This window comes from Azospirillum sp. TSH20 (assembly GCF_003115935.1).
Lineage (GTDB): Bacteria > Pseudomonadota > Alphaproteobacteria > Azospirillales > Azospirillaceae > Azospirillum.
Genome location: NZ_LGQU01000022.1, coordinates 240,176 through 252,152, shown reverse-complemented (window position 1 = coordinate 252,152; position 11,977 = coordinate 240,176). Strand labels below are relative to the sequence as shown.

10 protein-coding genes are annotated in these 11,977 nt (G+C 67.2%); 2 read left to right on the top strand and 8 right to left on the bottom strand.

What is annotated here, in order from left to right:
- Window positions 1–137: 137 nt before the first annotated feature.
- Window positions 138–617, top strand: a complete 480-nt coding sequence (locus TSH20_RS06565; RefSeq protein ID WP_109073965.1) for a CYTH domain-containing protein — start codon at window positions 138–140, stop codon at window positions 615–617.
- Between the two features lie 63 nt (window positions 618–680).
- Here TSH20_RS06565 and TSH20_RS06560 read toward each other — a convergent pair whose 3' ends face one another.
- The 8 genes from TSH20_RS06560 to TSH20_RS06525 form a co-directional block, all read right to left on the bottom strand.
- Entirely contained in the window at window positions 681–3,086 is a 2,406-nt protein-coding gene (locus tag TSH20_RS06560) for a HAMP domain-containing methyl-accepting chemotaxis protein (RefSeq protein WP_109073964.1), read from the bottom strand.
- A 120-nt stretch (window positions 3,087–3,206) separates the two neighbouring features.
- Window positions 3,207–4,406: a GNAT family N-acetyltransferase gene (locus TSH20_RS06555; RefSeq protein WP_282183565.1), complete on the bottom strand. Its 1,200-nt coding sequence runs from the start codon at window positions 4,404–4,406 to the stop codon at window positions 3,207–3,209.
- Window positions 4,399–4,725 carry a hypothetical protein gene (locus tag TSH20_RS06550; protein WP_109073963.1) on the bottom strand — a complete coding sequence of 109 codons (327 nt, stop codon included), beginning with the start codon at window positions 4,723–4,725 and terminating at the stop codon, window positions 4,399–4,401. The genes TSH20_RS06555 and TSH20_RS06550 overlap by 8 nt, the downstream gene beginning before the upstream one ends.
- A gap of 84 nt (window positions 4,726–4,809) precedes the next feature.
- Window positions 4,810–5,898: a tRNA epoxyqueuosine(34) reductase QueG gene (gene queG / locus TSH20_RS06545; protein WP_247871186.1), complete on the bottom strand. Its 1,089-nt coding sequence runs from the start codon at window positions 5,896–5,898 to the stop codon at window positions 4,810–4,812.
- The gene (gene queF / locus TSH20_RS06540) at window positions 5,885–6,349 is read right to left on the bottom strand and encodes a preQ(1) synthase (RefSeq protein WP_109073962.1); all 465 of its coding nucleotides are present in this window, start codon (window positions 6,347–6,349) and stop codon (window positions 5,885–5,887) included. The genes queG and queF overlap by 14 nt, the downstream gene beginning before the upstream one ends.
- Complete coding sequence (gene tgt, locus TSH20_RS06535) at window positions 6,342–7,583, bottom strand: tRNA guanosine(34) transglycosylase Tgt (protein ID WP_109073961.1); 1,242 nt, start codon at window positions 7,581–7,583, stop codon at window positions 6,342–6,344. The genes queF and tgt overlap by 8 nt, the downstream gene beginning before the upstream one ends.
- On the bottom strand, window positions 7,580–8,608 hold the full coding sequence (gene queA / locus TSH20_RS06530; RefSeq protein WP_109073960.1) for a tRNA preQ1(34) S-adenosylmethionine ribosyltransferase-isomerase QueA: 1,029 nt from the start codon (window positions 8,606–8,608) through the stop codon (window positions 7,580–7,582). The genes tgt and queA overlap by 4 nt, the downstream gene beginning before the upstream one ends.
- A gap of 97 nt (window positions 8,609–8,705) precedes the next feature.
- Entirely contained in the window at window positions 8,706–10,052 is a 1,347-nt protein-coding gene (locus tag TSH20_RS06525) for an AarF/UbiB family protein (RefSeq protein ID WP_109073959.1), read from the bottom strand.
- Between the two features lie 565 nt (window positions 10,053–10,617).
- On the opposite strand from TSH20_RS06525, the gene TSH20_RS06520 reads away from it, so the two are divergent.
- Window positions 10,618–11,841: an ABC transporter substrate-binding protein gene (locus TSH20_RS06520; RefSeq protein ID WP_247871185.1), complete on the top strand. Its 1,224-nt coding sequence runs from the start codon at window positions 10,618–10,620 to the stop codon at window positions 11,839–11,841.
- Window positions 11,842–11,977: the final 136 nt, after the last annotated feature.

Here is an 11,977-nt window from a genome sequence, read left to right as displayed (position 1 = left end):
GGACCTGTAGCGACCGATCGTCACATCATAGTACGGGCGCATGCAGTCTCGGTTGCGTTCCGCACAGAGCGACGAGGTTGAAGCCGGCAGGGACTTTCCGCTAGGGTCGTCGGCGAGATCGTCCGAAGGGCCTAGCCATGGCACTGGAAATCGAGCGGCGCTTTCTGGTCCGCAAGGATGTCCGGCATCTCTGCCGGGATGGCATCCGAATCCTCCAGGGATACCTGCCGTCCGACGGCGCCAGCACGGTCCGCGTCCGCATTGCGGAGGACCGCGCCACACTGACCATAAAATCGCTGAAGCGGGGCGCTTGCCGGGACGAGGTGGAACACCCGCTGGCACTGGATTTCGCCTGCCAGCTCCTGCTCCATGGCTGCGAAGGGCGGGTGATCGAAAAGACGCGCTACCGCCACCGTCAGGATGGGCTATGCTGGGAGATCGACGTCTTCCACGGCGAAAATGCCGGGCTGGTCATCGCGGAGGTCGAGTTGGACTCTCCCGACCAGATGGTGCCGCTGCCGGACTGGATCGGTGCGGAGGTCACCACCCTGCGCGCCTACGGCAACTCCGCCCTGTCCCGCGCGCCGATCCGGCGCTGGTCGGCCGCCGCGGCCTGACGGCGCGGAGGTCGGGCGTGCGGCTCCGCTGCCGCACCCCTCCTAAAAAGCAGGCTCGAAAAATCAGGCTGTCCGTACCTTGTTCAGGAAGCCCTGGACCTCGCCGCGCAGGCGGTCGGCCTGGGTGGCGAGCGTGCGGCTGGCGGTCAGGACCGCATCGGCGGCGCCGCCGGTCTTGGTGGCGGCGGTGGTCACCTCGGCGATGTTGCGCATCACCTGCTGGGTGCCTTCGGCCGCCTGCTGGACATTCTGGGCGATTTCGCGGGTTGCGCTGCCCTGCTGCTCCATCTCATGGGCGATGTCGGTGACGGTTCCGCTGATGGCGGTCACGGCTTCGGAGATGGTGCGGATGGCGTCCACCGCGCTGGTGGTGGCGGTCTGCATTTCCGCGACCTGGGCGGAGATTTCCTCGGTCGCCTTGGCGGTCTGGCCGGCGAGGTTCTTCACCTCGGTCGCCACCACGGCGAAACCCTTGCCGGCTTCACCGGCGCGGGCGGCTTCGATGGTCGCGTTGAGCGCCAGCAGGTTGGTCTGCTCGGCGATCTCGCCGATCAGGCCGACGACCTGGCCGATCCGCTCGGCGGCGAGCGACAGCCCTTCGACGATGCTGTTGGTCTGCACCGCCTTGTCGGCGGCACCGGAGGCGGTGGCGGAACTGGCGTTGAGCTGGCGGGAGATCTCGGCGATGGAAGCCGACAACTCCTCCGCCGCCGCCGCGACCGTCTGCACGTTGGCGGTCGCCTGCTGCGAGGCCGTGGCGACGGCGGTGGACTTCGCGGTGGTCAGCGCCGCGTCCGACGACATCTCCTGCGCATCCCGGCCCAGCGAGTTGGCCGATTCGGTCAGCGACATGACCACGCCCGACACCGCCTGTTCGAAGCCGTTGGCGAACTCGTTCATCGTGCGGCGACGGTCGGCGTCGATCTGGATGCGCATCTCCTCCCGCTCGCGTTCCATCCGCCGCATCTCCAGGGCGTTGTCCTTGAAGATGGTCATGGCGGCGGCCATGTTGCGCAGTTCGTCCTTGCGGTCGCTGCCGGGGACGTCGACCGTCAGGTCTCCTTCGGCCAGCCGGCCCATGGCGCCGGTCATGGCGTGCAACGGGTGGGTGATGGCACGGTCGATGATCCAGGCCATCAGCATGCCAAGGATCAGCGCCACGGCGGCCCCCACGGCGATCACCATCCCGGCGCTGGCGCGCCCGGCTTCGCGGTCGTCGCGCTGCAGGCTGACCAGCCGGCCGACCTGCCCGCTGACCGTCGCGGACGCCTTGGCCATCGCCGCCGATGCCTCGTGCTGCTTGGCGACGGCGGACGACAGCGAGGCGAATTCCGAGTCGAAGGCCCGCGCGGCCTCGGTGATGGCGGCGATCAGCGCGCGCCCTTCCTGGTCGACCAGAACGGCGCCGGCCTGTTCGGCGAGCCCCAGGATCTCCTTCACCGCGGTGTCGACCATGGCCTTGGCGTCGGCCGTGCCGGTCAGCAGAAAATCGCGCTGGCCCAGCATCGCGGATTGGGCGCCCTGCACCAGCCGCATTGCCAGACCGCGCAGCATCACCGCCTCGTTCACCTCGCTCTGGGCGTATTTGGAGGCCTCGCTCAGGGCCTCGGTCACCATTGCCTGATTCTGCTGCAACTCCACCGCGCGCTCCTGCACGCCGCGCGCGGCCTCGTCGAGTCCGGTGGCCACCCCCGCCTCGGTGAGCGCCGCGACGCCCTTGCCGCGCAGGGCCTTGACGGTATCGTGATAGGCGCGGGCATCGCCGGCGATCCGGGCGGCGAGTTCCTCGTCATTGGTGCCGACGAGGTCCTTGGCAACGGTGTCGGTGGTCTCCACCAGCTCGTCCAGCGCCGCCACGATGCGGTCGGCCAGCGCCTCGTCCGTGTTGCGGCGGAGTTCGCTCTGCTGACGCCGGACTTCCAGAACCCGTTCGATCACACGGTTCGCGCGCTCGGCCGTATCCATGCTGTGGCGCAGCTCGGTATCGGCGCCGCGCTTGCTGGCCATGTTCAGATCATAGCGTTCGGACTGCTGCTTGCCGATCTTTTCGGCGATCTCACGCAGCGCGCGGGCGCGCGTTTCCATGCTGGCGGTGCGGGCGTGCGCCTCGCCGTCCTGAGCGACGAAATTGGCGAAGGCGCCACGGTAGCCGTCGATGCCGGACAGAACCTCGTCCAGCAGACGCCGGCCCTCGCCCTCGGTCAGGGCGGCGCGGGTTTCCTGCGCTTCGCTCTGCAGGGCGTCCAGCATTCCCGGAACATTGGCCGCGGCCTTGGCATCGCGTTCGGTGACGAAGCGCGCCTCCTCCAGCCGGACCGACTTCAGCCGGGTGTCGAGGTCGGCGGTGTGTGACGCCAAATCGACCCGCTCGGCATAGGTGCTCAGGCTGTTCCAGCCGACGAACGCCACGCCCACGGTCAGCAGCAGCACGGCGGCGAAGCCAAGCGCGATCCGCGTTCCGATCGTCATGGATTTTGGACTCCCCGATGGCATCGCCTGTGCGGCGACCCTTTTCTCCCGATCATTGGGACGATTGAACCACAGCTCGGTTAACGTCCGGTTTGATTCAGGTCAGGAAACCCACTTATTTCAGAAGCGGTCGGGCATCCACGACGGTGCGCCGCAAAATATGCGGTGCAACCGGTCGATCATCTTTTCTTCACCATGAAGCAAACCGGTTCTCCACAATGAACGAGCGCTTGCATGCCCCGTGAACAGACTGGCGAAGGCGGCCACGCCCAGGCGGATCGGTGGTTCAATGACTTGCTCCATTTCGGAGATGTTTCCCCTGGATTGAGCAACCTCAAGGTGATACTTCCTGCAGTTACCGGGGATTAAATGATCTTTTATCTCAAAAGTGGCAGATTCCGACAGGCCGGCCGGATAACCGCGCGCCTCCAGCGACAGCGCTATATCGAGCGGGCGGATCAGCCACTCCTCGCGCATCTCCAGCGTCACGCCGTCTCCGGCCATCAGCGCCAGCGTGTCGTCGGGGCCGCCGCGCCAAGTCACCCGGTCGACCTGGGCACGGAAACCGGCCAGCAGGGCCATGGCGGGCTCCAGCGCCCGCGGCGAGGGCAGGCAGGCATCAGCGACGGCAAGCCACCGGTCCTGCGGCGGCGTCACCGCGATATAGCCGTCGTCGTTGCGATAGAGGTCGGCCGGTTCGCCATCGGGGCAGAGGGCGAGCGTCCACAGCGCCTCCGTCCGTTCCGGCAGGCCGTTCTGCTCCGCCAGCAACGGCCGGCGGAGCATCGCCAGCGGCGCGGCATCGAGCGGATCCGCGGTCAGGAGCGAAGCTGCCGTCGCCCCGGCTCGCGCGAAGGCCATCGGTGGAGCGCTCCAGCGGCAGGTGACACCGCCCCGGCCGAAGCCGAGTCGCTGGTAAAAGGGAAGGGTTGCCGGGCAGAGGACCGAAAGCGCCGCCCCCGCATTCCGCCCTTCCATCATCAGGGCCCGCATCAATGCGCTGCCATGACCGGCGCCGCGCAGGGCGGGGTCGACCGCCACCATGGCGATGGCCTGCACCGGAACAGGTCGTCCGCCGAACCACTGGTCCATCATCCAGTGCGCGGCACAGGCGGCCAATACGGTGCCCGTGGCTCGTGGAACTCTCAAGACGCGGATGCTGTCGATGCCGAACAGCCCGGCATAGCGGTCGAACAGATCGCGCGACAGCCCGAAGCCGAGCCGCGCGAGGCGAGCGACGTCGCTCAGTTCGTCCGGATGGGCCGGGCCATACCCGTGATGGGGAGCGGGGAGGGAGACGGCCGTCCTCCGCTCATTCAGCGGCGGGCGGGACCGCGGCGACGCGGGTCGGAATCAGCGCGGAGAGGATGCGTGACTGTTCGTCCAGGCGGCCTTCCATCCGGCTGATGCGTTCGCCCTGATTGTGGACGGTGACCTGCAGGTCTTTGAGGCGGTGGTCTATGCCGTCAAGGCGCTGGTCGACGCCATCAAGCCGCTGCTCCACCCGGTCGAGGCGCTGTTCCACGCTGTCGAGACGCTGTTCTACACGGTCAAGGCGCTGTTCCACCCGCTCGAACTTCCCGTCGAAGTGGGTCTTCAGATCCAGGATCGCGTTCAGAACTTCGGCATTGTTCGACATGCACGCCTCCGCAGGGATGATAGCGCAACAGCGCGGGCGCCGACAAGGTAGGCGGGGAGTGCCGTCTGTTTGAAGAAACATCACTCAAACGTGTGGATTTGTCGCGCTGCTCAACCGTCCTGCTGCCCATCCGGCGGCTTCGCGCACGACGTCGCTGGCGTCCTCCCGCAGGGCCTCGGCCACAGGTTTCAGCGCCGGATCGCCGCTGTTGCCGATGGCGACCAGCACGTTGCGGACGAAGCGGTCGCGGCCGATGCGCTTGATGGGGGAGCCGCTGAACACCTGCCGGAAGCCGGCATCGTCCAACTGCGCCAGATCGGCCAGCCGCGGCGCGGTCAACTCGGCCCGCGGCAGGAAGGCGGGCTCAACCGTTGCGCGGGCGAACTTGTTCCAGGGGCAGGCGGCGAGGCAATCGTCGCAGCCATAGATACGGTTGCCCATCAGCGGCTTGAGCTCGTCGGGGATCGGCCCCTTGTGCTCGATGGTCAGGTAGCTGATGCAACGCCGGGCGTCGATCTGGTAGGGCGCCGGGAAGGCTGCGGTCGGGCAGGCAACCTGACAGCGGTCGCAGGAGCCGCAGCGGTCGCGCGCCGGCGGGTCGGGCGGCAACTCCAGCGTGGTGTAGATCTCGCCCAGGAACAGCCAGGACCCATGGTCGCGCGACACCAGATTGGTGTGCTTGCCCTGCCAGCCGAGCCCGGCCTGTGCCGCCAGCGGCTTTTCCATCACCGGCGCGGTATCGACGAACACCTTCACCCCCGTCTTGGTCTGGTGGGCCAGCCATTGGGCCAGCGTCTTCAGCCGCCCCTTCACGAGGTCGTGGTAATCGCGGTTGCGGGCATAGACGGAGACGACGCCGCGGTCGGGATGCTCCGCCAGCCGGCGCGGGTCGTCGTGCGGGGCGTAGCTGGTGCCGAGCGCGATAACGGTGCGCGCCTCGTCCCACAGGGATTGCGGATGGCTGCGCTGGTCGCTGCGCTCGGCCATCCAGCCCATGTCGCCATGCCGGCCCGCGGCGACGAAGCGGGCGAGCCGCTCGCGCGCCTCCGGTCCCAGCGCGGCGGGGGCGAATCCCACCGCGTCGAATCCCACCGCCAGCGCACGGTCGCGGATGGCGTCGCGCAGCCGCGCCGGGTCGGCGGACGCCAGCGGAGCGGGCTTAGCCGCGGCCACGATAGGTCTGGACGTCCTGCGACGGGATCCAGACGCCCTTCGGCGGTTCGCCGGTCTGGAAGAACACGTCGATGGGGATGCCGCCACGCGGATACCAGTAGCCGCCGATGCGCAGCCACACTGGCGACAGCTCGTCCACCAGCCGCTTGCCGATGCCGACGGTGCAGGCCTCGTGGAAGGCGCCGTGGTTGCGGAAGCTGGTCAGGAACAGCTTCAGCGACTTCGATTCCACCAGCCAGTCACCGGGCACATAGTCGATGACCAGATGGGCGAAATCGGGCTGGCCGGTGATCGGGCAGAGCGAGGTGAACTCCGGCGCGGTGAAACGCACGCAGTAGGGGGTGCCTGGATTCGGGTTCGGCACCCGCTCCAGCACCGCCTCCTCCGGGGTCTTGGGCTGGACGGTGGAGCCGCCGAGCTGGGTCAGGCCGGCATAGATGTTCTCAGTCATCGGTCTTTTCCTCCGCCACCCGCTCTGCCTTCGGCGGATCGCTGTCTTTGCCCGCCTTCGGCGGGCGGCCTTGCTTCGGCGGCTTGCCGGGCTTGGCGATGGGGTCCACGGTCGCCTCGATGTCGCCCTCGTTCATGCGGGCCTCCATCGCGCTGGCGACTTCCTCGAAATTGCCGTCCTCGATGGCCTGCCGCATCGTCCGCATCACGTCCTGGTAGTAATGCAGGTTGTGCCAGGTCAGCAGCATCGGCCCCAGCATCTCGTCCGCCTTGAACAGATGATGCAGATAGCCCCGGCTGTAGCTGCGGCAAGCGGGGCAGGTGCAGTCTGCGTCGAGCGGGCGCTCGTCATGGGCATGGCGGGCGTTGCGGATGTTGATGGTGCCGCGGCGGACGAAGGCCTGTCCGGTGCGGCCCGAGCGGGTCGGCATCACGCAGTCGAACATGTCGACGCCGCGTCGCACCGCACCGATCAGGTCGCTCGGCCGGCCGACACCCATCAGATAGCGCGGGCGGTCCTTGACCATCAGCGGTTCGGTGAAATCGAGCACGCGGAACATCGTCTCCTGACCCTCGCCGACCGCCAGCCCGCCGATGGCGTAGCCGTCGAAGCCGATGTCGCTCAGGGCGGCGACACTCTCCGCCCGCAACTCCGGATAGACGCTGCCCTGGACGATGCCGAACAGGCCGTAGCCGGGCCGCTCGACAAAGGCGTCCTTGCTGCGGCGCGCCCAGCGCATCGACAGGCGCATGGACGATTCGGCTTGCGCCTCGGTCGCCGGGAAGGGCGTGCACTCGTCCAGGCACATGGTGATGTTGCTGTCCAGCATGTGCTGGATCTGGATGGAGCGTTCCGGCGTCAGGTGGTGGAGGCTGCCGTCCAGGTGCGATTTGAAGGTGACGCCTTCCTCCGACATGGTGCGCAGGTCGGACAGGCTCATCACCTGGAAGCCGCCGCTGTCGGTGAGGATCGGCTTGTTCCAGTTCATGAAGCGGTGCAGGCCGCCCAGCTGCGCCACCCGCTCCGCCGTCGGGCGCAGCATCAGGTGATAGGTGTTGCCCAGCAGGATTTCCGCGCCGGTCGAGGCCACCGCGTCGGTGGTCATCGCCTTCACCGTCGCCGCGGTGCCGACCGGCATGAAGGCCGGCGTCTCGATGGTGCCGTGGGCGGTGGTCACGCGGCCGCGCCGCGCCCGCCCGTCGGTCGCCAGAAGGTCAAAGCCGATGCCGGTCATGATGGGTCCGTCCTGTGCAGCAGCGAGGCGTCGCCGTAGCTGAAGAAGCGATAGTTGGTGTCGATGGCGTGGCTATAGGCCGCCCGCATGCGGTCATAGCCGGCGAAGGCGCAGACCAGCATGAACAGGGTCGATTTCGGCAGGTGGAAGTTGGTCCACAAGAGATCGACGATGCGGAAACGGTAGCCGGGGGTGATGAAGATGTCGGTGTCGCCGCTGAAGGGAACCAGCGTCCCGTCCGGCTGCCCCGCCGTCTCCAGGATGCGCAGCGCCGTGGTGCCGACCGACACGATCCGGCCGCCGGCCTTGCGCGTCTCGTTCACCGCCGCGGCGGTCTCCGGGGAGATCTCGCCCCATTCGCTGTGCATCTTGTGGTCGGCGATGTCGTCGACCTTCACCGGCAGGAAGGTGCCGGCGCCGACATGCAGCGTCACCGGCACCCGCCGCACGCCGCGCGCATCCAGCGCCGCCAGCAGTTCCGGCGTGAAGTGCAACCCGGCGGTGGGAGCGGCGACGGCGCCCTCGCGGGCGGCGAAGACGGTCTGGTAGTCGGCGTTGTCGCCCTCGTCGGCCTTGCGACGGATGTAGGGCGGCAGCGGCATCCGGCCATGGCGGTGCAGCGCCTCCATCAGTTCCGCCCCGCCGGCGGAGAAGCGCAGCCGCACCTCCATGCCGTCCTTGGCGATCACCTCGGCGCTGAAGTCCTCGGCAATCACGATGGTGTCGCCGGGCTTCAGCCGCTTGCCGGGCTTGGAGAAGGTCGCCCATTCCCGCTCGCCCAGCCGTTTGTGCAGCGTGATCTCCACCGCCACCTCGCCCCGCCGGCCGTCGAGCCGGGCGGGAATCACGCGGGTGTCGTTGACGACCATCAGGTCGCCCGGCTGCAGCAGCATCGGCAGGTCCCGCACGATGAGGTCGCGCAAGGTCGGGCCGACCTCCAGCAGGCGGGCGGCGTCACGCGGCCGGACGGGATGCTCGGCGATCCGGTCGGGCGGCAGGTCGAAGTCGAAATCGGCGGTCTTCATGGGAGGGGCAAGCTATAGACTGAACGGTGGGCGGATGGGAAGGGTCTGGGGGCAAGTCATTTGTTGGATCGCAGGCTTTTTTTTGCCCCCACTCCCCTCACTCCGCCTGCGGCAACCCCTGCGCCGCCAGCGCCGCGCTCTGCCGCGCCGCCAGTTCGTTCACGTCGAAGTCGCGGATCAGTCCCTGGAACATCTGGTACCAGTTCAGCTCCGCCTTCAGATGCAGGAAGACCGAACCCAGCCCCACCGCGGCGCGGTCCATGAAGACGAACTCGCGTGGGATCTCGACGCCGCCGACGCGGCGCAACTCCGCATGGACCTTGCCGGCTGTCTCGCGCCCGTAATGGCCGCCGTTGGTCTCCTCGATCTTGCGCTGGCGATCCTCCATGATCGGGGCATAGACGAAGCGCGCCCAGATGTTCAGCACGTCGACCAGTTCGTTCGACGGGTTGACGAAGCCCCAGGTGCGGTAGGCTTCGACCGCCTGTTCGCGGTTCTCGGTGCGCAGGGCGTTGTAGAGGTCGATCACGCCCTTGACGAAGCTGGGCTTGAATACGCGGATGCAGCCGAAATCCAGCAGATTGATCGAGCGGTCGGGCCGGACCGTGTAGTTGCCCAGATGCGGGTCGCCGTGGATGACGCCGTAATTGTAGAAGGGCACGTACCAGGCGCGGAACATGTTCATCGCCAACTCGTCGCGGGCCTCCGGATGCTCGGCGACGAACTCCAGGATCTTGCGGCCATGCACCCAGCCCATGGTCAGCAGCCGTTTGCTCGACAGCTCCGGCACCACGTCCGGCACATGGACGCCCTGTGTGCCGGCCAGCATCGACTGATAAAGTCGGGCGTGTTTGGCCTCGCGTTCGTAATCCAGCTCCTCGCGCAGGCGGGCGCCGATCTCCTTCTGGATCTGGCGGGTGGAGATGGCGCTGTCGGTACGCTCGAAGATCGCGAAGATCAGGCCCAGCTGCCGCAGGTCGGCCTCCACCGCCGAGGCCATGTCGGGATATTGCAGCTTGCAGGCCAGTTCCCGCCCATCCAGGCCGATGGCCTTGTGGACCTGCCCCAGCGACGCGGCGGCGGCGGCCGTGTGCTCGAAGCTGCGGAACCGCGACTGCCAGTTGGGACCAAGCTCGCTCGCCATCCGCCGCTTGACGAAGGGCCAGCCCATCGACGGCGCGTCGGCCTGTAGCTGGGCCAGTTCCTGGGTGTATTCCTTCGGCAGGGCGTCGGGAATGGTGGACAGGATCTGTGCCACCTTCATCAGCGGTCCTTTCAGCCCGCCGAGCGCCGCCCGCAGTTCCGCCGCGTGGCGTTCCCGCTCCACGCGGATTCCCAGCACGCGCTCGCCCGCCAGCCGCGCGGCCAGCCCGCCAACGGCGGTGCCGACCCGCGCATATCGCGCGACCCGCCCGCCCCATGTGTTCTCATCGTGTTCCGGCATGCCCCACAAGGTGGGTTCGGCCCCGGCAAAAGGCCAGCCCTCCCCCGATTGGACGGGCGATCGAACCTCCCAAAATGATACTGCGCCGCAGCATGCGATTTTCTTGACAGCTCTGTGAAAGGGGAGCAGGCTTCGTCTTACAGTAATCGACACCGAGGTGAAGTGAGCGAGCATCGGAAATGCCTTACCGTTCAAGCAGATGGCTTGGGCGGAACAGTAGAGACCGATACCAGGGAGGGTGAGTAAGATCATGACTCCACCGGCGCTTACGTGATATTGCCGAACTGTTCGGCCGATATAGCTCAGTTTTATCTCGCCTGATTGGCGACACCATTTGGGCCGTTGATGCCCGATGCGAAAGCCCTCGCCCCAGTTCGGAGCGAGGGCTTTTGTTTTGCGCGGACTCTTCCGATGCGAGGTTCGCAAGGCTCCGGGCAATACGTTGCAAACGATACTGTTTGCGCCTGAAACCAAATCCCGCTATCCACGGACAGGAGCGGTGCGGCAGGACGCCGCAGATCGGCGCACGCGCCTGTCACACAAAAACGGGGATGGGGAGGATCGCATGGGTCGTTTTCTAAAGCCTTTCATGCTGGCGACCGTGCTCGCCACAACGGCGCTGTCAGGGGCGGCATCGTCGGCACAGGCGCAGACCACCCAGCCGGTGCGCATCGGCGTGCTGGCGGATGAGGCGGGCTTCGCGTCTGACATCGGCGGGACGGGCGCGGTGCTCGCCACCCGGATGGCGGTGGAGGATTTCGGCGGCAGCGTGCTCGGCCGGCCGGTGGAGGTGCTGTCCGCCGACATGCAGAACAAGCCGGACGTGGCGTCCAACATCGTGCGCAGCTGGTTCGACCGCGAAGGCGTCGACATGGTGACCGACATCCCGGTCTCCTCGGTCGCGCTGGCGGTGCAGGCGGTCGCGCGCGAGAAAAAGAAGGTGCTGATGATCAGCGCCGCGACGACGACCGAGCTGACCAACGCCCAGTGCTCGCCCTACAGCATCCATTGGGCCGACGATACCGCGTCGCTGGCGGTCGGCACCACCAAGGCGGTGGTGCAGTCGGGCGGCACCAGCTGGTACTTCATCACCGCCGATTTCGCCTTCGGCTCCGCCATGGAGAAGGCGGCGACCGAAGCGATCAAACAGGCCGGCGGCACCGTGGTCGGCGGCGTGCGTCACCCGATGGGCACCAGCGATTTCGGCTCCTACCTGCTCAGCGCCCAGGGCAGCGGCGCCAAGGTGGTGGCGCTCGCCAATGTTGGCGCGGAGACCATCGGCACCATCAAGCAGGCGGGCGAGTTCGGGCTGACCCAGTCCGGCCAGCGGCTGGTCGGCTACATCGTCTTCATCACCGACATCCACTCGCTGGGTCTCGACCTCGCCAAGGGGCTGTACGTCACCAGCGGCTTCTATTGGGACAAGAACGACCAGACCCGGGCCTGGGCGAAGCGCTTCTTCGAGCGTCACGGCAAGATGCCGACCAAGGAGCAGGCCAATACCTACCTCGCCACCCTGCATTGGCTGAAGGGCGTCAAGGCGGCGGGCACCACCGATGCCGAGGCGGTCACCGCTGCGATGAAGGCGATGCCGACCGATTATTTCGGCACCCCCGGCAGCATCCGTAAGGACGGCCGCGTGCTGTACGATCTGGAGTTGTATCAGGTGAAGACCCCGGCGGAGAGCAAGGCGCCGTGGGACTATTACAAGCAGGTCCGCAGCATCCCGGCATCGGAGGCCTTTCTGCCGATCGAGTCCAGCACCTGTCCCTTCGTGAAGGCCAAGTGAGGTTTGTGAAAGCCAAGTGATTGGCGCAGATGTGACCTGCGGGTCGCCGCCGGCGGAAACCGAGTCGAGAAGGGTTCCCGCCGGACAGCGATCCGGGTTACACTCCGCTCTTTAGGCACGGCGGGGACGGTACGTG